General features: G+C 68.0%; 17 protein-coding genes and 4 pseudogenes. 10 read left to right on the forward strand and 11 right to left on the reverse strand.

Going from position 1 to position 22081, the window contains the following annotated elements; genetic code table 11:
• Positions 1-112: pseudogene (locus ABD329_RS23005) on the forward strand (LLM class flavin-dependent oxidoreductase); the annotation flags it as partial.
• A 47-nt stretch (positions 113-159) separates the two neighbouring features.
• On the opposite strand, the pseudogene ABD329_RS23010 reads toward ABD329_RS23005, so the two are convergent.
• Together ABD329_RS23010 and ABD329_RS23015 are read right to left on the reverse strand one after the other, a co-directional pair.
• Positions 160-762: pseudogene (locus tag ABD329_RS23010) on the reverse strand (IS4 family transposase); the annotation flags it as partial.
• A 120-nt stretch (positions 763-882) separates the two neighbouring features.
• Positions 883-2184 carry a cytochrome P450 gene (locus ABD329_RS23015; RefSeq protein ID WP_198274784.1) on the reverse strand — a complete coding sequence of 434 codons (1302 nt, stop codon included), beginning with the start codon at positions 2182-2184 and terminating at the stop codon, positions 883-885.
• Positions 2185-3110: 926 nt separating this feature from the next.
• Here ABD329_RS23015 and ABD329_RS23020 point away from each other — a divergent pair.
• The gene (locus tag ABD329_RS23020; protein WP_246618069.1) at positions 3111-3461 is read left to right on the forward strand and encodes a hypothetical protein; all 351 of its coding nucleotides are present in this window, start codon (positions 3111-3113) and stop codon (positions 3459-3461) included.
• A gap of 281 nt (positions 3462-3742) precedes the next feature.
• Here the strand turns inward: ABD329_RS23020 and ABD329_RS23025 are convergent, their stop codons facing one another.
• Complete coding sequence (locus tag ABD329_RS23025; protein ID WP_198274782.1) at positions 3743-4000, reverse strand: MFS transporter; 258 nt, start codon at positions 3998-4000, stop codon at positions 3743-3745.
• A 40-nt stretch (positions 4001-4040) separates the two neighbouring features.
• On the opposite strand from ABD329_RS23025, the pseudogene ABD329_RS23030 reads away from it, so the two are divergent.
• The 3 genes and pseudogenes from ABD329_RS23030 to ABD329_RS23040 form a co-directional block, all read left to right on the forward strand.
• Positions 4041-4172, forward strand: a pseudogene (locus ABD329_RS23030) (aminoglycoside phosphotransferase family protein); the annotation flags it as partial.
• A 458-nt stretch (positions 4173-4630) separates the two neighbouring features.
• The gene (locus tag ABD329_RS23035; protein ID WP_198274781.1) at positions 4631-5674 is read left to right on the forward strand and encodes an alpha/beta hydrolase; all 1044 of its coding nucleotides are present in this window, start codon (positions 4631-4633) and stop codon (positions 5672-5674) included.
• A gap of 871 nt (positions 5675-6545) precedes the next feature.
• Positions 6546-6761, forward strand: coding sequence for a hypothetical protein (locus ABD329_RS23040; RefSeq protein ID WP_198274780.1), 216 nt, complete (start codon positions 6546-6548; stop codon positions 6759-6761).
• Between the two features lie 449 nt (positions 6762-7210).
• On the opposite strand, the gene ABD329_RS23045 is transcribed toward ABD329_RS23040, so the two are convergent.
• Entirely contained in the window at positions 7211-7345 is a 135-nt protein-coding gene (locus ABD329_RS23045) for a hypothetical protein (protein WP_281404577.1), read from the reverse strand.
• Positions 7346-7589: 244 nt separating this feature from the next.
• Positions 7590-8069 carry an SRPBCC family protein gene (locus ABD329_RS23050; RefSeq protein ID WP_198274779.1) on the reverse strand — a complete coding sequence of 160 codons (480 nt, stop codon included), beginning with the start codon at positions 8067-8069 and terminating at the stop codon, positions 7590-7592.
• Positions 8070-8174: 105 nt separating this feature from the next.
• Between ABD329_RS23050 and ABD329_RS23055 the strand changes: the two genes are divergently transcribed.
• Positions 8175-8900, forward strand: coding sequence for a TetR/AcrR family transcriptional regulator (locus ABD329_RS23055; RefSeq protein WP_198274778.1), 726 nt, complete (start codon positions 8175-8177; stop codon positions 8898-8900).
• A gap of 257 nt (positions 8901-9157) precedes the next feature.
• Positions 9158-9455, forward strand: a pseudogene (locus ABD329_RS23060) (NF041680 family putative transposase); the annotation flags it as partial.
• 101 nt (positions 9456-9556) lie between these two features.
• Here ABD329_RS23060 and ABD329_RS23065 read toward each other — a convergent pair.
• Positions 9557-10189 (reverse strand): TetR/AcrR family transcriptional regulator, encoded by a 633-nt coding sequence (locus ABD329_RS23065; RefSeq protein ID WP_198274777.1) that lies wholly within the window; start codon positions 10187-10189, stop codon positions 9557-9559.
• 132 nt (positions 10190-10321) lie between these two features.
• Between ABD329_RS23065 and ABD329_RS23070 the strand changes: the two genes are divergently transcribed.
• Together ABD329_RS23070 and ABD329_RS23075 are read left to right on the forward strand one after the other, a co-directional pair.
• Positions 10322-11443, forward strand: coding sequence for a serine hydrolase (locus ABD329_RS23070; protein ID WP_198274776.1), 1122 nt, complete (start codon positions 10322-10324; stop codon positions 11441-11443).
• A gap of 184 nt (positions 11444-11627) precedes the next feature.
• Entirely contained in the window at positions 11628-11885 is a 258-nt protein-coding gene (locus ABD329_RS23075; RefSeq protein ID WP_214664455.1) for a hypothetical protein, read from the forward strand.
• A 741-nt stretch (positions 11886-12626) separates the two neighbouring features.
• On the opposite strand, the gene ABD329_RS23080 is transcribed toward ABD329_RS23075, so the two are convergent.
• The gene (locus ABD329_RS23080) at positions 12627-13574 is read right to left on the reverse strand and encodes a TIGR03564 family F420-dependent LLM class oxidoreductase (protein WP_198274774.1); all 948 of its coding nucleotides are present in this window, start codon (positions 13572-13574) and stop codon (positions 12627-12629) included.
• A 145-nt stretch (positions 13575-13719) separates the two neighbouring features.
• Here ABD329_RS23080 and ABD329_RS23085 point away from each other — a divergent pair, with 145 nt between their 5' ends.
• On the forward strand, positions 13720-14286 hold the full coding sequence (locus ABD329_RS23085; RefSeq protein ID WP_198274773.1) for a TetR/AcrR family transcriptional regulator: 567 nt from the start codon (positions 13720-13722) through the stop codon (positions 14284-14286).
• A 34-nt stretch (positions 14287-14320) separates the two neighbouring features.
• On the opposite strand, the gene ABD329_RS23090 is transcribed toward ABD329_RS23085, so the two are convergent.
• The 4 genes from ABD329_RS23090 to ABD329_RS23105 form a co-directional block, all read right to left on the reverse strand.
• Entirely contained in the window at positions 14321-15169 is an 849-nt protein-coding gene (locus ABD329_RS23090; protein ID WP_198274772.1) for a transposase, read from the reverse strand.
• Positions 15170-15684: 515 nt separating this feature from the next.
• A complete protein-coding gene (locus tag ABD329_RS23095) occupies positions 15685-18459 on the reverse strand; it encodes a molybdopterin-dependent oxidoreductase (protein ID WP_198274771.1) in 2775 nt (924 codons plus the stop codon).
• Entirely contained in the window at positions 18456-19292 is an 837-nt protein-coding gene (locus ABD329_RS23100) for an FAD binding domain-containing protein (RefSeq protein ID WP_198274770.1), read from the reverse strand. The genes ABD329_RS23095 and ABD329_RS23100 overlap by 4 nt, the downstream gene beginning before the upstream one ends.
• Before the next feature lie 488 nt (positions 19293-19780).
• The gene (locus ABD329_RS23105; protein ID WP_198274769.1) at positions 19781-21922 is read right to left on the reverse strand and encodes a SpoIIE family protein phosphatase; all 2142 of its coding nucleotides are present in this window, start codon (positions 21920-21922) and stop codon (positions 19781-19783) included.
• Between the last annotated feature and the right edge of the window lie 159 nt (positions 21923-22081).

Here is a 22081-nt window from a genome sequence, read left to right on the forward strand (position 1 = left end):
GCTGCTCGGCCCGAAGGCCGCCGCCGTCGCCGGCCGCCGCGGCACCGGCCTCATCTCCTTCGGCCTGCTGGACCCCACCGCCTGGCACGCGCTGCACGACGCCCGTCGCCGCCTTGTGACCGGCAGGACGCGGTTGGCGGGCACTCGCCACAGCAGATCGGCGCCGGTGGCGGTGAAGGCCTGCCACAACGGGACACCGAGGAACTCACGGTCGGCCAGGACGAGCCGGCCCGGGCCGAGTGACCGCGGCAGGCGGCCGACCAGGGTGACTTCCCCGGTGCGGCAGCCGGCGAGTTCCGCGTCCAGCACCGCATGGCTGCCCACCTCCACCAAAGCAGCCATCCGCACCTGCGGGAACGCGCTCTTACCCGGCCCGCGGCCGTTGCCTGGACGCCCGAAGGCGGCCTCGTTGGCTTCGCTGTCCGCGATGTCCCAGCAGGTTGCGTCCACCGCCAGCAGCCGCAAGCCCCGCCAGAACGCACCAGGGGTCGCCTCGGTGGCCATCGGCTTGGCGGTCGTGGCGAACAGCACCCGCAGGGGCTCACAGCCCAGCCGCTGCCGGGCCCGGAACAGCGAGGACTTCGCCGGCACATGCCAGCCGCCCAACAGCCCCTGGCCCCGCAGACCCTCCACCAGGTGCCGCATCACTTCCAGATACGGAGCCGGAGAGAACAACGCCAGCCCCAGCACGAAGTACACCACCAGTCGCGCGGGAAGCAGCCGTCTGCGCTGCTCCCCGCACGCACAAGCCGCTCGGCGGATACACCCAGGTCAACAGCGCCAGGCCCGATAACTCAGACACACGCGCAGACACCCGAGCCACCCCCAGGAACCACTACCCGGGAACCCACCACCCCCACGACCTGAACAACGGCACTGCACCTAGCCCGCGTTGATGTGCGTAGGGGTGAAGGTGACGGGGAGGCTGGACGGGGCTCGGCACCACAGGGAGTCAATCCACTCGAGCTCCTCGGGCTCGACGGCCAGGGTCAGATCCGGAACCCGGTCGAGCAGCACCTCGATCGCTGTCTCCGCGATGATCCTGGCCAGCTCGGGCGCCCCCGCCGGGCATCCGTAGTCACCGCCGGTGAAGGACAGATACGCGTTGTTCCCGGCGAAGCCCGCCGTGGTGTCGGGCCACAGCAGCGGGTCCATGTTCGCGGCGGCGAGGCCGAGGACGAGAAGGTCACCGGTGCGGATGCGCTGGCCTCCGAGCATGGTGTCCCGAATGGCGAAGCGCCCGATGGCGTTCGGGACGGGGGAGTCCGCCCACAGCACCTCGGCCATGGCCTCGCCGATACTCCTTCGGCCGCCCGCGAGGGTCACGGCGAACCGGCTGTCGGTGAGCATCAGCCGGACGGTGGAGCCGATCCAGTACGACGTGGCGGGAAAGCCCGCGACCATCATCACCATGATGTCTCCGACCAACTGCTCGTCGGTGAGGTTCGGGGAACTCCGGATGAACCGGGAGGTGATGTCCGGACCCGGCGCATCACGCTTGGCCGTCACCAGCCGCCCCACTATCTCGGCGGCCCGCTGCTGGGCCGGGATGACGTCCCCGCTGGCGTCAAGGCTCGCAGTCAGGGCCTGCGCCATGTCCTCGAGCTGGTCCTCGGGCAGGCCGAACATCATGCCCATGGCGAGGGCGGGCACCGAGTAGACGTAGTCGAACACCAGGTCCGCCTTGCCGCTGCCGGCGAACTCATCGATCAGACCGTCGGCGAAGCGCTCGCAGTGCGTACGCAACTCGAAGGGATCGACGGTGGAGAGAGCGTCGCTGACGGCCGCCGAGCGCCGCCGGTGCTCGTCCCCCTCCGTAAAATGGATCATGGGGCTGTAGGCCACCCAGGGCATGAGGGACCAGTCGGGCGGAACCTCGTCCCAGCGGTTCCAGCGGCGGGGGTCACGGCCGTAGGTCTGGGTGTCGCCGAGGACCTGGCGCATCTCGCGGTAGCCGAGGACGAGCCACGCGGGGATGTCGGCCTCGAGCAGGACCGGGGCGACCTGCCCGTGGTCGCGCCTCATCCGCTGGTAGCTCTCGGTCGGATTCCGCAGAAACTGCCGCCCGTACAACGGTGAGGCGCCGCCGTGGGCGGGGCAGCCGGGAGGCGGTACCACCGAGCCCGTGCCGTCGGGCACGTCCTGAGGGTCCGGAATATCCTGCGGGTCCTGGAGATTCGTCACGAAGTCTTCCTCGGAGCGGTGGATCAGCGCGGCCGCTGGTACAGCGAGAGGCATAGGCTAACCGTGGGACCCGTTCGGACCAACCGCCAGAACGTCTCCGTCCCACAACTATGCGGGATTGCCGCCTCAGCGCGCGGGCAAGCGCCGTCGCCGCCGCCACGCGACGGGCACTGTTTTCCGGGGCGGCGGGGTGGACGGTGTTCGCCAGGAGTGCCAAGAAGCGGCCCGAGGCGCGGTCGACCAAAGCGGAGGCCGCATTGGAGCGGTTCGCGATCGCTCGTGCTGAATCTCCTCTACGAAGCCCCCCCGCCGGCACGCACTCGACGCCGCGGAGTCCAAGGCCAAGGCCATCGCAGGCCGATGTGCCGCGAAAGCTCCTCACTTTCCGCGGCGGGAGCTGCCTTGTCCTCGGCCGGGCGGCTCCCGTCGCCAGGGCTACGGGAACAGTGAAGCGTCCGCGTACGTAGCCACCGCTTCAGCAACACACGCAGACCTGACACGGAAGACGTCTGCTCGCCGGATACGGCCCCGCGCTGCTGAGCCCCGGCAGCCTCGTCTGGCCGCCGGTCGGCCTTCCTCACTGCCTGTTCCACCCCGAACCTGTTCAGTCCGGCCGACTTGGCGTGTTCGGTCGCCGCCGCCCGCATGCGGCCACGCGCCACTGCTCCCAGTGGGCCCGGTGCTCTTCGGCGGCTTGGGGAGACGGCGGTCTAACCGATACGTGCGTCCGGCGAGCCCGTCCTCAGCGACCTTGACCTGCACTTCTTGGACGGCAATGGGCATACGGCGCCGGGGTGAGGCGTGGCGCGGCGTTGACGACGTCGGCGCTCGGATGCCTTCCCGGGAGGGGTCCCGGGCCCGGCGGGATAGGAAAGTCGAGCAAGATTCCCCCTTGAACACAGGAGGTCCAACAGATGAGTACCGGTATGCGCCGACGGGCCGCGACGACCGCCGTGACGCTGACCATGGGGGGCACACTCGCGTTCGGCCTGATGACGCCGGCGGCGTCTGCTGCCAACGGGCCCTGCTACGACGGGCGGTGCAAGACCACCGTGTCGGCGCCCAAGACCATCACGGTCGACAGCCGCAAGTTCGGTTTCGGGAAGTTGAAGATCACGAGCGTAAGCTCCCGGTCCGTCAAGATGTCGGCCGCCGGCGGGAGCCTCAGCGGCAGCACCAGCCCGGGCGGCACCGTCAAGTTCAACAACCTGAAGATCTGGGTGAAGTCGGTCTCCGGCAATAGGGCCAGCCTCCAGCTGTTCCCCACGCGGTACTGAGCCTGTCGTTGAACCCCGGTGCGGTTCGGCTCGTGCCGGGGTTCGCCATTCCCCGGACAGCAGGCACGGCCGCCCCTCGCGCCTCGAGATGTCTCGTAGTTGTCCGTGGCTCTTTGGCGGTTGTTGGTGGGTGCTCAGGCGGCGGGAGGAACGCTGATCGGTCCATTCGTGCCACGGCAAAGGGGCTCGCGCACTCGGTCCGGCTTCCCGGGCCGTCGTCAAGATCACCCATCACAAAGCGTCAGAGGCACCCCCGGGTTCGGGGTTGCCGATTCGTAGGATCAGGCCGCAGATGAGGCGCCTGCGGCGAAGATCGCGCTTGTGCCCCCGAAGGCCACGGTGTAGCTATGAACCGCGGCGTTGGTCTGGACGGTCTGGCTGGTTGCGTCCTCGCCGACCAGGAAGCTGGCCAGCGCGGAGGCGGCGAGCGAGTTGAGCAGCGGCGTGCCGACCGACCCCCCGATCTGCTGGGCGACGTTGACGGTCGCCGAGGCGATCCCCGCGTCCTGGGCCTTGGCGCCGGTGGTTCCGGCGCTCATTGCCGGGGCGATGGTGGCGCTGATACCGATCCCCAAGAGCAACGGTGGCCCGGAGCGCAGTCTGATGGCCATCGATCCAAAGGCATGTGTGGCTGATCCGTGCTTCGACGCGGTGGACTACGTCGTGGCCGGCGCCGGGTTGGAGGGCGTCGAGACCCGCTGCGCGCGTGTGCGGTGCGGCTGTCCTGGCTGCGCTTGCGGCCGGATCGGACCGGCTCAGGTGCGAACGGCGTAGTTCCGAGGCTGCATGAATCGAGACGAGACATGCCGGTTCGCAATCGGGGCTGTGGGCGGTCGCGGCCCCGATCCGTGCCGCACCAGCCCCTGCCGGTGCCTCCGCGCCGCCCAGCGCCCGCGCCGGTCAGTGTCGGCGGCCGCTTGTCCGACCGGTATCACGCGGCAGTGCAGACGTGGCTATTCGATTGCCCCGCCGGGGCCGGGCCGTCGGGGGACCGTGGCAGCCGGTGTCCTTCCTGTCCGGCCTCGATGCGGCCAGGGCTTGGTCGATCTCGTCTTGGGTCACTCTTGACATGTACGGAGCGGGGCAGCAAATTGAATTCACTTCGGCTTCCTGTCGCCGCGCGGTGCCGCACGACGGAGCAGCGATCCGCTTCGCATGAGGAGAGGTCAATGACGACACTCAATCGAAGGCGATTCTTCGGGGTTGCTTCGACGGCCGGAGTGGCCGTGACGACGTCGCAGGGTGTCGCTGTGGCGAGCGGCGGAGATGAGCGAAACCCGCACCTCATCGGAGTCCAGGCCGACAGCGGTGCGAGCGTGATCGCGCAGAACTTCCTTGACCCGCGCACGGTGGACATCACGATCGATTCGGTTGCGCTCGGCCACACCGCGTCGGTGCGCATCATCCTTCCGAATCGGTTCGGCTCGCGAGCCGGCGCCTCATGGCCGGTGCTCTACCTTCTCCATGGCGGTTACGGCGACTACACGGACTGGGCGCGGCACAGCGACGTCGCGCGCCTGGTCCGCAAGCGCGATGTACTGGTCGTCATGCCGGATGGCGGAGCGCTCGGTTTCTACACGGACTGGTGGGCCCGCGGTGCGGGTAGCAAGCCGGGCTGGGAGACGTTCCACTTGGTGGAGCTCTCACAGATCCTCGCGCGGGGGCTCCACGCCGCCAACCGGCGCGCGATCGCAGGTCTGTCCATGGGGGGCTTCGGCGCGATGTCGTACGCGGCTCGCCATCCCGGTTTCTTCCGTGCCGCAGCGTCCTTCAGCGGCACGCTGGACACGCTTCACCCGACCGCCGAGCCAGTATCCTCCGACCCGTTCGCGATGTGGTTCTTGCAGACACATATCGCGCCTAACGGGTACGACCCGCTCAGCCTCTTCGGCGATCCAACGGCACAGCACGCCATCTGGGCGGCGCACAACCCGGCGGATCTCGTAAAGGACCTGCGCGGCACGAAGTTGTTCGTGTCCTGCGGTAACGGGCGGATCGGACCGTTGGATCCGCCCGGAACCGATCCTTCTGATATCTCCGTCCGATACGAAGCTGTCCAATTGCGGCAAAACCAGGAGTTTGTCAAGCGGGCGACTCACCTTGGTCTCGACGTGACCTTCGAGACCTGCACTGGCTCGCACACGTGGCCCTACTGGGCGCGTGAGCTCGAGAAGGCGTTTCCACTCCTGATGCGGGCGATCGAGGCGGGGTGAGTCCGCGGCACATGTGGGGTGCCCCCGCAGGCCACCCGAACAGGGCGTTGCGCGCGAGCGTGACAAGGTGCTGACTTATGGGACTGCCGCCGACCGTGGCCGCTGAGTGAGGTTCGCGTGACCTGCGGCACGGTCTGTTCGCCTCCTGGAGGCTGCTCATGACGGCGTTTTTGAAGGACTGCCGGGCCCTCGGTCACGAACTGCTGCCGGAGAACGGCGAAGGCACCCGGGCCAAGCTGAAGCGCCTGGTCAAGTCAGCGTCCGTACCGAAGCCGACACCGGCAACTTCGCCAGGAAACAGGAGCGGCATCGCGATCAGCACCCCTGCTGCAAGCAGCACTCGGAAACGGACGTCAACGCACGAGCCGCCCTCTCGGAGGCCGAACGCCAGACAGCGTTCCCCGGCTGGCTCGACCGGTGCAACTACATTGTGCACGGGCGCCGAGGGTGGCCTTGCCGGAAACCTCGTCCGTGCAGGTCACGCTGCATGTTGGTATTTCGTGGAGGATGCCGCCGAGGCGATCGTGTCGGCGTATGTCGAGGTGGGTTAACGCGTCGGGATCGTCGATCGGCGGGGGCACGGGGCGGAGCGGTCTGGCGTTTGCGATGCCCTGGTGTGGGCGGTGTGTGTTGTAGAACTGCTCGAACTCGCGCAGGGTGGGGGAGATGTCGCTGGTTCCAGATCAATGTCCGGTCCAGGAGTTCGCGGTGTGGGGAACTTCCCGCGGTGCGTTGGGTGGCGCCGGGGGCTGGATGGAGGGTCCGGTTCGAGGATGTGCCGCCGGTGCGAGGATGCGCTCTTCGCGGTCACCGATGCGGTGCTGTGCTCGGAGGGCCCGGTCACGTCGCTGGTCGAGTTGACGCTCATAGGTTGAGCATCGGCGTGGGGGATGGGGCGGTGTACGGCGTGGTCAATCACGGCTGGCTGGAGCTGCACTGCCTGCACCAGCTGCTGGCCACCATGCCATTGCCGCGTACCGCCGGCGGGCGGATCGTGTTCGCCGGCGATGTGAGCAACTTGCTGCGGCTCGACGCCCCCACCAGCCCGGAGTCGCTGTTCTTCCATACGGCTGGGCCGAAGTGCTGATCTTCGTTCCCCGGCCAGCGCTGCTCACGTCGCCGCGCTGGGAGACGGGGCGCACGTTCTGGAGGGCCGTGCTGGACGCGATCAGGGCTCGGCCCGTCCATCAACGCCACCGCAGTGACCGCCGCCGGAACGCGGCTGTGCCTCTGACATCACCTCGCCTCGCATCTCGCGTTGAGGACGCAGTCTGTCGCGATGGCGGTGAGCTCGGTCGTCGGCCCCGGCCGGCCCGGCGGGGAAGTCCCGTCGTGGCCTACGCCTGGAGGGTCTACGTGGGCGGAGAACATCGTCGAGCGCACTGCGGCAGCGCATTCCTTGGCGCTCTGGAGGTCGAGTTGGGGCAGTCACCCGAGCGCGCGGTGGCCTGATGCTGCCGCACCATCGCACGGGTCACGAAGCGGCTGCCCGCGCGTCATCGGCCTCCAAATCGGCCATGAACGCGTCATGCGTCACTACCGGCCCGCGCCCTCGGCTTTGCGGTGGCCGGCTTCAGTGATGTCGGCTTCCTCCTGCAAGCGCCGCAGCTCCGCGAGTTCGCCGACGGGGATCAGGGCCGCCGCAGGAGCACCGCCGTGGTCGCTGATCACGATGGTCTCGTGGCCGAGGACTGCGCAACGGGGCGCAGACCCCGACAGGCGAACGCGACCTCGAGGAACTGATGCGCAGTGCCACGCGCCAATGAGCCACCCGCAGGCGGCGAAACCAGTGCACGTGGGCGAACGCGTACTCCATGACTCGACGTTGGGTTCCCAGCCCGGAGCCATGCTCGGCGTCGTGGCGGGCACTCAGGGGCGTACCACCGGCACCAGCGGCGCCGCCGATCTTGACGACCTATTCATGTGGGCGCAGAGAACTGTCCGGGCGCAGCGAACCCTGATCATCGAGGTCGTCCAGCACCGCGGGCAGGCCCTTCCTGAGCATCTTGGCGCGGACGCTGCCGAGAAACTTGGACATGAACAGGCCGCCGACACCGGTGAAGCCCGTGTGGTCGTAGATGAAGCGTGTGCCTTCGCTCCACGCCTGAATCCGGTAGGCGACCTCGGTCACCGCACCTCCGCTCTCATCCTGCCAAGAAAACCGCAATAGTTCCGGCTTGCGCACCTCCAGAACCTCACAGGAGACGACGCCGCTCCATCCGGGCCGAGGCTTGGCCACGAAGGCGAACTTGGTGCCAACGACGGGCGCGAAGCCCTCGAGGCGGGCCCCGGCGCCGGTCGCCGTCCACAGCGGGACCAACTGAGGGTCGGTGACCGCGCGCCACACCGTTTCCGGCCGGTGGGGGTAGTCGCGGACGATGTGGATCTCACTCATTGGGACCCTTCCGGGCGGGCGACAGGAAACCCATCGCGTACAGTCACTGAAAATTTACTGTAGCAGAACTTTTCCAGTGGCTGGATTACTATCTGAGGCATGAGCATGCGCACTGTGGACTGGTCGACCCTCCGCCCAAGGAGCCAGGAATCCGCGGACGAAGGCCTTCGGGAGCGCAAGAAGCGGCTGATGCGTCAGCAGCTGTCTGATACAGCGACCGCCATGTTCCTGGAGCGCGGCTTCGAGGCTGTGCGCGTGGCGGAGATCGCGCAGGCGTGCGGAGTCTCGGAGAAGACGGTGTTCAACTACTTCCCGACCAAGGAGTCCTTGGTCCTGGATTTGGGCGAGGCCACCATGAACTCGCTGCGCCAGACTCTCGCTGACCCGGGCCTGGCGCCGGTCGAGGCGGCGCTGGCGATCCTCGCCCAAGAGCTGAAGGACATCACCTCCTGGCTCGCCGCGCAGGCCGACCCTGTCGAGGCGAAGGTCGCGTTCATGCGCTTCGGGAGGCTGATCAGGTCCACCCCGTCTTTGCGGGCCTATCAGCGGGACATGACTGACCGGCTGGTCGCCGAGGCCGCCGAGATTCTCGCCTCGCGCGCCGGCCTGAGCCAGGACGACCCCGAACCGCAGATCGCCGCTGTCGCCCTCCTTGGCCTGTGGTCCGTGCAGTTCCAAGCCCTGCGCCGCCACCTCGGGCGCGACGTCGCTCCCGAGCGGCTTCACCAGGCCGTCACCGCAGACGTCATGCGTGCGGCTCGGCTCATCGACACCGGGCTGCATGTGCTCGGCACGGCCGGTGAAACCGACCGGTCCGAGCAGGCCGGGTGAGGCACCACCGTGCGCTCCGAGCCGTCGCGGGTCAGGCGGCGCTCTCTTGCGGATTGGAGCCCCACTCGTGACTGTGTGCAGAGTGGGGGACGCCGACCACGTCGGTCAGGTCACCCGCCGTACCGCCAGTGTAGGGGTTCGTAGCCGGCAGAGCTCGCGGGACTGTCGGTCGACTACATCGCCGCCGGCCCGGTCGAGCGCCAGGTGCCGGGCAGCATTGCTGAGGGGTGGCGGTCCGCCAGCCGTCGGTAGGCGTCGACTTCGTCCGGTCGTGCTACCTGCGCAGATTCGACCTTGAGCACACGTTCCGCCTATTCAAGCAGTCCCTGGGCTGGATTCGCCCCCGGCTGCGTGACCCACAGGCGGCGGACCGGTGGACGTGGCTGGTGATCGCCGCGCACACCCAGCTCCGCCCCGGGCTGCCGCTGGCAGCCGACCGGCGCAAGCCCTGGGAGAAGACCATCAGCACCGGCGCCGCGCTCACCCCGACCCGCGTCCGGCGCGGGTTCAGGAACATCCGCCCCCCTCGGCAGTCCGGCCCGTACACCCAACCCACCCTTAAGGAACAAGCTAAGTGCGTGTTTCTGATCCTCGGCTCTGAACAGCGCTGGGCTCTGGTGCTGGCTTTGTCTCCCAGGCTGCCGCTTTGCGGTTCTCTAACCGAGCTGGGCGCGTCGGCAGGTTCCGGTGAAGACGCGGCCGAGTTGGTCGTCCAGCGCGGCGCGGATCGCCGGTTTCGGTGTGCCGTCGGGGTCGATGTGCGTGTGCAGGGCGAGTCCTTCGGCGAACGCGACGATGTGCAGGGCCTGGTCAGCCGCGTCGATCCCCTGAGCGGCCTCGCCGCACACCATGCCATTTTTGATGGCTTGGGCGACGCGTGAGCGGATGCCCACAAGGGTTTCTCTCTGAACGTTGGCAAGGCGGGCGTTGTGCGCGGCCTGGTCCGCAAAGGCGAGACGGACCAGGAATTCCGCGCGGCGAGCGTCGTCGAGCGGTATGAGCTCGGTCAGCGCCTGCCGCAGCATCTCGGCGATGGTGCGGCCCTCGGCCTCGCCTCGGTTCACCAGCTCGTCCACTCGCGCGGTGAAACGCCCGTTGACGCGGGTGAACGTGGCCAGCAGCATCTCGTCCTTTGCCGTGAAGTAGTGCTGCACCAGGCCGACGGACATGCCCGCTTCTGCGGCGGTCCGGGCGACGGTCACGGCGGTGAGGCCATGTCGAACGATCAGGCGTTGGACGGCATCGGTGATCTGCCCCTGGCGGGCGTCATGGTCGGCAACTCTTGGCACGTGAGGACGGTATCGCGTGCTATAACCGTACGTCTATATTGCCACCAGAGAGGCGCCCTTGCGATGATCCGACGACGCTCAACCCGCTTGTTAGGTCTGGGAATCGCTCTTGCTCTCCTGCTGCCATCCGGCATGGCCACCGCGGGCCAGGCCAGTGGCGGACAGACGGCTGGCGGCCGCCGTGACCCGGCCCTACAGGCCCTGGTCGACCAGGTGGTGGCCGACCCGAACCCCAACCCAGGCGCCTTCCTCCGAGCCCGCCGTGGCTCGGACGACCGCTTCGGCGCGGCCGGCGTCGCCGACCGATCCGCCGGCACTCCGATGGCACCGGACCTTAAGATCCGCGCCGGGAGCGTCACCAAGACCTTCACCGCAACGGTCGTCCTGCAACTCGTCGCCGAGCACCGGTTAAGACTCGACGACACCGTGCAGAGCCTGCTGCCTGACCAGGTCCGCACCGACAACGCACTGTCCGGTGCGCCCATCACTATCCGCCAGCTGCTCAACCACACGAGCGGGCTGTACGACTACATCGACGGGCTGCTTCCCCACTTCCGCAGGCTTGACCAGTACTGGCCCCGCGACCAGCTGATCAGCATCGGTCTTGCCCAACCCCGGTATTTCCCGGCTCCCGGCACCCGATTCCGGTACTCCAACACCAACTACCTGCTGCTCGACCTGGTCGTCGAACGGATCACCGACCGCGACCTGCGCACCAACCTCGAACGCCGCGTCTTCGCCCCCCTCGGGCTGCGCGACACTTCGTACCCGCTGGCGAAGACCGTCATTGACGGAGCCCATGTACACGGCTACGCGGACGTTTCGCTCCTGCTGCCGAACGCGCCGGACCCAACCCGTTTCGACGTCACCGCGTTCAGTCCATCCGAGGCTGGTGCATCGGGCGCTCTCGTCACGACCGCGGCCGACATCGCACGCTTCTTCCGGGCTCTGCTGCAAGGACGTCTCCTGCCCCCAGAACTGCTTCGCCGGATGCTCACCGACACGGTTCCCACAACCGGCAGCGCCCCGCCCGCTGTCGCCTACGGCCTTGGTGTCTACGTCTACGCCACCGGCTGCGGCCGTGCGTACGGCCATGGCGGCAGTGCACTCGGGTACCTGACCTTCGCCCTCAACAGCCGCGACGGGCGCGACCAACTCGTCGCCCACACCAACTGGAACTCCTTCGCTGACACCGGGATCGATGAGGACTTCTGGGCTGCCTTCCAGCGGGGTTACTGCGGAAGGCCTGGGTAGATCAGACTGCCTTCGGTACCAGGTAGTACGGCCTGACCTCGCGCGGGGCTACTGCGCGTTCCTTGCGGCGGGTGAGCCGTCGCGTCAGCAACGTGATCACTGCCCATGTGACCAGGGCTCGCTCATCTCGGGCAGGCGTGGTCGCAGACAGCCCTGCCGGGCACGCATGCTCACTGCTCACCTGATGTTCCTGACGACCCGGGGCGGCGACCGCGCCGCCACCGGCCAGTGGTTCGTCTTCGCGGAGGAGTCCACGACTCTGGACGGCGCGGTCCGCCTCGGAGACGTCATGCACCCCCTGAACAACTGCCAAACCGCTCAGGGAGGGTGGCTGGAGATCAACGGCAACGGCGACACCGGCACTCTGCACAACGTCTACACCAGCGCCTACTGCGTCCGCAGCGAATCCGCCAGCTGGCGCTTCAAAGCGCCCGCCCCCTGACGCCGGTGTCGCCCGGCGCGAGCAGGCGGGTCATCTCGGCCATCGCCTCCGGCGACGGCTTGAAGTAGCGGCGGACGATCGTGGGCCTCTAGTGCCGGGACTTGGCCATCACATCAACTCCAGGCCCACGGCCAGGCCGCGGTGTAGAGGCCACTCGCTGGGCTCACGCCCGGCCTCCGACGACCCCATAGTGGTCCGGCCCCCGCGGTCTGCCCAGCCGGGCGGGCGGGGAGCCGGCCGGGGCGGGAGTCTGTCAGGATGGTGGGCCTGGCGAATGAGACGGCGACGCATGATGAGCGGCTGCGGGATCTTGAAGCGGAGGCATTCCGCATACCTGACCGGTGCGGCTGTGGGCCCCGGTTTTGCTACGGACGGTCGAGCGGAGCGGTGAGGTGGGCCGCCAAATCATCGTGCAGCAGTTCCTCCTGGCCGTGGAGGATGCCCGGGAAGAGGAGGCCCAGCGTCCTGGCTGGGCTTCCTGGAGCGTGCCGGGAACAGGTTGTTTCCCGGCCGTTGCGCGTGCAGGTGGATTCCTGCGGGGGCGGGGGCCTGCATCCTCGGAGCCGCTTTTGATCAGGCCGGATGTCGTGCCGGCGGTGTTCGAGCAGACCGCCGCCCGTCCTGCCCCGCTGGAGCGTGGCCGGCTTCCCTTTCCGCAGGCGCGGTGGGCCGAGCGGTCGGGAACCACACCGCGATCACGGCAGAAGGAGTCGGGGGCGGTGCGACCGGTTCGGTCCCGGTTCACAGAGGCTGGGCGATGGCCCAAGTCCGCGTGCGGTCTTCGGTATCGAAGAGGTCGGTGTGGGTGATCATGACCTCGGTGGCCCCGGCGTCGAGATAGCGGCGCAAACCGGCGGCGACGATGTCCTCGTCGCCGGCGATCAGCAGGTCCGCCGCGTTCGACAGTCCCTCGGCCGCGATGACCTTCCGGTAGGACGGGATGCTGTCGTAGAAGCCGAGGGCGGCCGATACGCGGTCGCGGGCGGCTGCGGCATCGTCGGTGACCACCGCGGGCACCCCGGCCACGATCTGCGGGGCCGGCCGCCCGGCCGCGGCGGCGGCTTCGGTGATGGTCGGCACGATCTGTTCGGCGAGTGTGCGAGGCCCGGCGAGGAATGGAATCGTTCCCTCGGCCAACTCGCCCGCAGCCGCGAGGGCCCGCGGACCCATCGCGGCCACCAGAACCGGGACGGTCGGGGAAGCCCCGGCCACGGCCGTCGAGCCGACCGGGCGCGACGCCAGCGTCTCCCCTTCGAAGGCGGTGTCGTCGCCGTCCAGCAGCGGGCGCAGCGCGGTGAGGTACTCGCGCAGGTGCTGGATCTGCGACGGATACGCCAGGCCGAACTGCGGCTGGAGCACAGAGCGTGCGCCGAGCCCGACACCGAGCCGGAACCGCCCTGCGGTAGCTGCCTGTGCCGTCTTCGCCGCCGATGCGAGCAGCAGAGGATGGCGGGGATACATCGGCACCACCGAGGTGCCTACGTGGACCCTGGGCTCCGCCCGGCCCACCAGCGCCGCGAGCTGGGGCGCGTCGTAATCCGCCGCCTGCCCGAACCACACGGTGCGCACACCGGCGTCGGCCACCTCGTGCGCGAGCTCCACCGCCCGGTCCACAAGGTTGGTCATGCCGGGTTCCTGCGCGAACGTGCCTCCCAGGAATACTCCGACCCGCGTTCCGGCAGCCTCCATCACGAACTCCTCCACCTGATCCGGCCCATACGGCTCACCTCGCCTTCATCACCGCAGCCGCTGTCCCGCAGCACCACGGTGATTACAGGTTCTGAAATCACCGTACACCTTGATTGCAGTCTCTGTAATCACTACTCTGTGTGCCATGGGACGATGGCCGGCCGGCGCGCAGGAACGGCTCCAGGAAGCCGCGATCGAGTTGTTCACCGAGCGCGGCTACGAACGGACGACAGTCGCCGAGATCGCGAAGCGAGCCGGTCTGACCGAGCGCACCTTCTATAACCACTTCGCCGACAAGCGGGAGGTGCTTTTTCCTGACCAGGACCGGTTCATCGCCGAGATCCGCGAAGCGGTGGGCGCGGCACCCGCGGAGCAGTCCCCGCTCGACGCGGTCCTCGCGGCATTCACGGCCACCAGTGACTGGTTCGACCAGCGCCGGGACGCGTCACAGCGCCGCAGGCACATCCTTGACGCACATACCGATCTGCGGGAACGCGAACGGGCGAAGATGGCAGCCCTCGGTGAGGCGATCGCCGACGCACTGCGCACCCGGGGCATCTACGACCCGGCAGCCACGCTGACCGCCACCGTCTCCGTCGCCGCGTACCAACTCGCATCAGCACGGTGGCTGGCCGACCCGCAGCACGCCACCCTCGGACACCACCTGCACACAAGCTTCGACGATCTGCACCGCACAGCAAGCACCTGGTAGCGCTCCACCGATACCGGCTGTGGCCGTCAGGGCATCACAGAACCGAGAGGGCAGTACGTGGACTGAAGTCCGTTTCGCGGTTTCGGGAGGGGCAAGCGCGCTTGTCGCTGACGTCGGTCTTGTAGGGCTTGCGCTCGCTCACAGCGACTAACAGAGCTGAGAGGAGGGCGGCCCGGTCGCGGCGCATGCCACGGCCGAGGGTCCGCAGTTCGCGTGGTGCGTCGAGTCGGACGTCGGCAAGCCAGACTTCGAAGGCCAGGTGCTCGTTGCGGCGGTCACGTAGGAGCGCGGCCAGGCGCCGGGCGTACTCGGTGGTCGAGGCCAGGGTCGGGCATCGCTCGCACAAGTCGGTCAGGAGCTTGCGTTCGGTGTCCGTGAGGTGCTCGGGGCGACGCATGATCCAGCCCGTGACGCGGCGGACGGTCAGCAGGGGCAGCGCGGGGCCTGCGTCGGGATGGCCCCGGTGCGATAGGGCCACGCTGCCCCGGCTGAGACCGAGTTCGCGGGCGATGGCACGCATGCTGTCGCCCCGTTCGATGCGTTTGTGAATCTGGTGATACCGCTCACGGGTCCGTAAGACCAGCGGACGGGGCCGCCCATGGCTGTCGAGTTCACGTTGGGCAGAAGGTGCGGCGGGCGGTGTATCGCCGGCTCCGTCGCGGAAGGACCTTGCCCGGTCGCGGCAGATGACCCGCACCTCGGGGTGATCGCGTAGCCAGGTCGCGAAGGTTTCGGCGGTCCGGTCGGCCAGAACGTCGACGGGACGGTGGGTGGTGATGTCGATCAGAATCGTCGCGTAGGTCCTGCGGCGGCGCAGGGCGAACTCGTCGACACCGAGGACGAGGATGAGGCCCGGCGCCGGGGCGGGTGGTGTGCGGATCATCCGGAGCAGAGTGTCCGTGCAAGTCGAGATGGACATGCGTGCGGACAGGCGGGTTCCCGGACGGCCGCCCAGGAACAGTGCCACGTCGGTGAGCAGGGCAGCGAGCGACTGCGTCCGGCGGGTCCGGCGGGCGTGGCGGCGCGTCAGGCCAGGTGTCTGCACCGTGCGGCCACACACACCTCGACGTCCGTGAGTATCAGCTGCTCGACCTCCACATCCACACCCGGGAAGAGGAGGTCAGCCGCGCGCACCGCTTCGTCCACACCCAGGTGATTCGCCGGTGTTGAGCGTAGTGGTTGCCCGGTGCACCGGATCCGGCGTCTGTGGACCTGCCCAACCCGGGGCAACGTGTGGTGCTGTCCCTGTTCCGCCCGTCACCAACTGGCTCTGCCGGGACGTCCGGTGATCCACCCGGCCCACTGTCCCGGTCATCCGCAGCAGAGTGACGGCTCTCCCGGGCCGCCGCGGCCGAAGTCGGCCGACGACGCCGAGGCCGCCTTCCTCGCGCGAGGCGATCAGGCCGGGGCGTGCCCGACTGGACCGTCTGCCCGGACCTCGTCAGGCGCGACGGGTGTGCCGCGGGAGGCAGCGATGGCCAGACAGACCCGATCACGCGTCATCGGCATCGTGCCGAGCCGAATCCCGGTGGCGTCCCGCACCGCGTTGGCCAAGGCGGCAGCGACCGGGAGGAAGGGGCTCTCGCTCATCGACTTGGCGCCCAGGGGACCGAGGGCGTCGGCGGTGTCGGCGAAGTACACCTCCGTCCGCGGCACATCGGCGAACTCCGGGACGTGGTAATCGCGGAACGTCGCCGTGGTGACGTGGCCCTCCCCGTCCAGCACCAACGACTCGTGCATGGCCGCGCCCAGGGCCTGCGCAACACCGCCCTCGATCTGTCCACGGCACTGCATCGGATTGACGACCCGGCCGGCGTCGCCCGCTTGGACGCTTTGCAGGATCCTGATCTCACCGGTACCGGTATGGACCGCGACCCGGAAGCCCTGGACGTTGAAGGCGACCGAACGCGGGGAGCCCTCGCAGGTGCCGGTCGCGCGCAGCTCCCTGCCGGCGGCCTGGGGCACCGCCCCGAGCTCGGCGAGCGGGATGCGCACACCGCCGCAGCACACCTGGTCCTCGTCGAGCTCACCGGCTGACCGCTCGCCGCCCACGTGGTCCGCAGCGCCAGCGATGATGCTCTCACGCAGTGACTCCGCGGCACGGGCGGACGCCAGGCCCGCGACCACCGTCCCGGTCGAGCCGAACCCTCCGGTGTCGTAGCCGACCTGGTCCGTATCACTCTGCGCAATCAGAATCCGGTCGGGACTCGTGTGGAGCACGCTCGCGGCGAGCTGCTGGTGCACGGTCGTCGTGCCGGTGCCGAATTCGACGCTGCCAACGGCCAGTTGGTAGCGGCCATCCGGTAGCAGTCCGATCCGCGCCTCGGCTCGATGCCCGTGGGGCGGACTCGTAATCATCATCGCCAGCGCCGTCCCCTGCCCGACGAGCCATTCCTCGCCCGGCGGCGCCTGAACGCCGTTGCCGCGGCGCAGTGCCGTGTCGACGAGGGTCAGGCACTGGTCGAGGCCGTAGCTGCCGATCTCGACGTCATCCGGCTCGGTGCTGAAGCTCACCACGGCGTCGCCCGGCCGGATCACGTTACGTTCCCGGAAGGCGATCGGGTCCATGCCGAGCGCGCGGGCGAGTTCATCCATCGCCGACTCGACGGCGAAGATCGTCTGGCTGAGCCCGTAGCCGCGGAAAGCGCCGGAGGGCATGTGGTTGGTGTACACGGCGTACCCGTCGACCTTCTTGTTCGCACAGCGGTAGACGGCGATCGACTCGTTGCACGAGCGGGACACGGTGCAGGCGTGGTTGCCGTACGCCCCGGTGTCGGAGACGACCCGCAACTGCACGGCCGTGAGCGTGCCGTCGCGCCGTGCGGACAACTTGACGCGGACGCTGACCGGATGGCGGGTGACGGTCGCGGTGAACTCCTCCTCCCGCGTGAACTCCAGCTGCACGGGGCGCCTGGTGCGCAGCGCGGCCAGCGCGACGACGTCCTCGGTGAGCATCTCCTGCTTGGCTCCGAAGCCGCCGCCGACACGGCCGCACACCACCCGTACCTTCTCCGTGGGCAGGTCGAGGAGGGTGCACAGTGCCTTCCTGGTGAGGAACGGCACCTGGCTGCTCGTCCGTACGGTGAGGCAGCCGGACTCGTCCAGCCAGGCGATCGAGGCGTGGGTCTCCAGGTGCGCGTGTTGGATACGTTGGGTGGCGTAGGTGCGCTCGCACATCACATCGGCCTCCGCGAAGGCCGCCTCCACATCGCCGATGTCACCGTGCACCTGATCGGCGATGTTGCGCTTCGCGTGCGCGATGTACTGCTCGGTCCCCTTGTCGCCGTGGAGCACGGGGGCGCCCGGCGCCATCGCCTCCTCGGGGTCGAATACGCTCGGTAGCAGGTCGTAGGTGACGGCCAGCCTGCGGCAGCCCTCCTCCGCGGCTGCCACCGTGTCGGCCACGACGGCCGCGACCCGCTGCCCGGCGAATCGGACGACGTCGTCGAAGAGCCGTGTGTCGGCGGGATCGTCCTTGGGGTCCTCATGCCGTCCCGTCGAGTACAGGTGTGGCGGTGAGTCCTCGTGGGTGAGGACAGTGTGCACACCGGGAACGGCACGCGCGGCGCTCGTGTCGATCGCCGTGATCCGCGCGTGCGCGTGCGGGGAGCGCAACAGCTTCATATGCAGCAGGCCATCGACGGGGACGTCCAGGGTGTAACGGACCGTTCCCGTCACTACCTGCCGGCCGGCGGGCGCCGGCAGGTTCCGCCCGAACGGCTCCCCTCCCGGATCCTGCTCCACTCGTACGATCCCGTGGACGGCGTCCTCGATCGAGCGGTAGCCAGTGCACCGGCAGAAGTTCCCCTTCAGCGCCCTGGGGAGATCCTGCTGCTGGGCGGGGTCGAGTGCGGCCACCGTCGTGATCATGCCCGCTGTGCAGAAGCCGCACTGGAAGCCCTGGGCGGACAGGAAGTCGCGCTGGACCGGATGGAGATCCCCGGCGCGGGCGAGGCCTTCCACCGTGGTCACCCGATGGCCGGCCGCGCGAAACGCGGGATAGAGGCAGCTGTGCACAGGTTGCCCGTCGACGTGCACGGTGCACGTGCCGCAGTCGCCCGCGTCACAGCCATTTTTCACCCCGAACCAGCCGAGATCCCGCAGGTAGCTCCGCAAACACTGTCCGGGGCGCGCTGGTTCGCTGAAGATCTCACCGTTCACCTCGATCTTCATCGGCCTCGCCCACCGAGTGATGACAGTTCTGACCGAATCTCCTCGGCGAACCGGAGAGTCATGTGGCGCCGCCACGCCGGTGCTCCGTGCACGTCGCGGTGGTAGAGCTCCGGCGGGATGGCCTGGTCGAGGGCGGCGTGAAGCTCGCCCGGCCCGGGTGTCCCGCGGAAGGCCAGCCGGACCGGACGCACGGTCGATGCGGTCACTGTCAGCACGAACGTACCGTCGTCGGGTGACCGCCTGCCGATGACCAGTGCGGCGGACCGGCCCTGCGGGGCCGGCGAGATCCGACGGAAAGCCGTGTGGCAGCGCAGCGCGGACGCCGGCAAGGTGATCGAGCGCAGCAGCTCACCGGGTCTGAGGACGTTGCGCTGCGGACCGGTGACGAAGTCGGTGGCCGTGACCTGTCGGTCGCCGCCTTCGCGGGTCCAGATGGTGCAGACGCCGTCGAGAGACGCCATGAGCGAGATCATCGAGCCGGCGGGCAGTGACAGGCAGAGGTTGCCGCCCACGGTCGCCTCGTTCCAGACCTTGAACGAAGACAGCAGCGCCTGACGGCACTGGTCCAGGAGCGAGGTCGCAGTCCACTCCGCGGGCGTCGGGATGTCGACGAGTCGCGCCAGCGTGCACGTCGCGGCGATCTCCAGCCCATCGGCGTCGGTCTTGAACGGTGCCCAGCCGAAACCTCTCACGTCGATGAGCCGGCGCAATTCCGGTTGCGGCTCGGAGAACAGCCACGTGCCGCCGGCAAGCCAGGCGTCGCCTGCCTCCCACGCCGACTGCTCGGCACGGGTGGGTGCCTCGACGACCGTCTCGATGGTGTTCAGATCCATTCGGAACCCTGAGCGCGGGGGAGGGGTGTCAGTACGGATGCCGCTGAGCCTGTCCGTTTACGCCACCCCGACGTGAGGTGCATCTGCTCGACGGTGATGCTCCGCGCGCTGAGGGCTTTCCGAAGTCCTCATGGTGAGGGCATCACCGAATTCGTTGTCCTCGGTGCCATTCTAGTCACAGCAGGAGTAGAGGGCGTCGATCCGCGACCCGCTCCGGCACGCCGCTCCGCGACCGTGATCGCACGCACTTCCGCGGGGAAGCCGCGCATCGAGCTGCGCAAACACAGCACCTCAGGCAGGTTGCGCCAAGCGCAGGTCACCTATGGCAAAGGAGCCGGAGCGTGACTATCTGATCCAGAACCGACCCGCATTTACCGAATGCCATGTTTGTCAGTCGGTGAGACGCGCGTTCACAGTGGCCGGTGCAAGGAGCTGAAAAACAGGCCCACGCCCGGCTGGGCAAGATCAACCGGATGCGCCGACCAGCGTTACGGACACGATGGCTCTGCCGCCACCTCGAACCACACCGTTTTTCCCCGGCCGCTGGGCGAATTGCCCCAACGGTCTGCCAGCGCATCCACGATGAGCAACCCGCGGCCGCTCTCCGCAGGATCGTCGTCCTGTAGGGGCGAGGTGTCCTGCCGCGCCGGGTGCACGTCACTGTCCCGCACCTCGACTCGCACACAGTCCGTGTATCCGCGCACACACACATGCACGTCGGTGGCGGCATGAATCAGCGCGTTGGTGACCATCTCGGATACCAGTAGCTCCATCTTTTCGGCTACCTGGCCCATCTCCCACTCATGCAGCCAGCCATGGACGGCAGAACGAGCGCGATGAGCACCTCGCAAATCATTCTGCGTGATTTCAAGCTGACGAATGCGCGCATGCGCAGGAGGACCCTCAAATTGCAGCAGCAGTAGCGCTGCATCATCGGTCATGCGATTGCTGCGGCGGCGGATCAGCTCGTCTGCCAGAGTTTCCAACTCATCGGCACCGGAGAATTTAATAGCGGCCTCCATGATGTCCGACTGGGTTTCCTCTTGACTGATCACTCCATCGGTGTGGAGGGTCAGCAGTGTGCCCGGCTCCAAAATGGCCTCGGTCACCATATATGAGCTATCGGGATCGACTCCCAGTGGCACACCTATGTCCAGGCCGGAATTGGAATTCCAATAGCAACCCGCGGGATCACGGATTATAGGCGGTTGATGTCCGGCGGTTGCGAGCTGGGCGACGCCGGTATCCAAGTCGATTTGCATGCATGCGCATGTGCACATCAAATGACTGCTCTCCCAGAGAAAGCGGTTTATCCGCCCCAGGATGGTGCCGGGGTGGTGGCCCTCGGTGGCGTAGGCTCGCACGGCCGCGCGGAGCTGGCCCATCACCACGGCGGCCTGAATGTCGTGCCCCTGAACGTCACCGACCAGTGCGGTGACGCTGTGCTGGTCAGGCAGTGTCACCAGGTCATACCAGTCGCCGCCCAGGTCGATCCCGCCGGTCGGCACGTATCTGGACGTGCTGCGGATGCCTGCACACTGCGGCAGCACCCGCGGCAAGAGGGTCCTCTGAAGCTGCTGTGCGAGGGCGTGTCGGGCGCCGTCCGCCGCCGTGCGTTCCAGTGCCTGTCCCAGCAGCGTGGCCAGCGCAAATGGAGCGGTCTTCGAGATGCCTGGCTGCTCGCTGCCGATCGAGCAGGTGCCCACCACGACCCCGCTGCCCCCCAGGAGCGGCAGCACCACCCAGGCGTAATCGTCACGGTCCCCGCTCCCCACCCGGCCGCGTGTCAGTGCCGCTCCCGGTGCATAGGTCAGTTGGCGCCTGTGCGCCACCGCCCTCGCCTCGGGCGTTGAAGCACTGATGAGCAATTGCCCTTCCAGCTCCCGCAGGAACAAGTGCGAGCAACCCTCGGCAGCGGCAATGACGAGCCGGTCACCCTTTACCTGGGTCACCGCCATCGCGTCCGCGTCCACCGCGGACATCACCCGCGCGCAGGCCAACGCGGCAGCTTCCCGGCCGTCCGACACGTGGTTGAGCTGCACGGCGAGCCGATGCAGGTGATAGACGAGCGGCGCGTTGTCAATGGCCGCTGCTCCTTGGCCCTCGGCCAGCCCGGACTCCGCGGCGTGTACCCGCGGCACGGCCGGAGGAGTCATGGGCACCCGCCGGGCAGCCAGCTGCTCCAGCTCGCGCCCCAGCCTGCCGGACACCTCCGCGAGCTGCCGCCTCTCTTCTGCTGTCGGCTCTCTGGGGCCATTGATCCAAAACGCGGTCATCACCCCTACCCCGCCGACGGGGGCCGAAAATGCGGTAAAAGGAAACGGTATGGAAATCGCCTCCTCGGGATGCTCTCCCAGGAAATCGATCGAATACGCCGTCGTCGTATCACCGGACCGATAAGCGGCCGCCGTCGCATATACTGGATCATCTACCGGTATATGCTCAATAGGTCCCACTCCGAGGGAGCTAACCACCACTGCCGTGGCTATCAGCATCAATTTCGGTGGTTCCGGGCGCACAAGATACACCGTCGCCGCCGAAGCTCTCAGCGCGTGTACGACATCCTGAGCCGCGGTGGCGAGCAGCCTATCCCGTACATCCACACCCACAGGTGTCTCCAGGGAACCCATGAGTCCTCCCAGTCAAAGCCAGGCTTCACCACAAACAGTACGCCCACATCACGTCCTGGTCCTCGGCCTCAAGTTTCCCGCTGATCTGGACAGCCTTACTGGGACGGATGAGTCCCGGAGGAAGCTGTCCAGGTAGTGAGTAGCAAGAAGAACATGAGC

It is taken from the genome of Streptomyces javensis, from assembly GCF_039525925.1.
In the GTDB taxonomy this organism is placed as follows: Bacteria; Actinomycetota; Actinomycetes; order Streptomycetales; family Streptomycetaceae; genus Streptomyces; species Streptomyces asiaticus.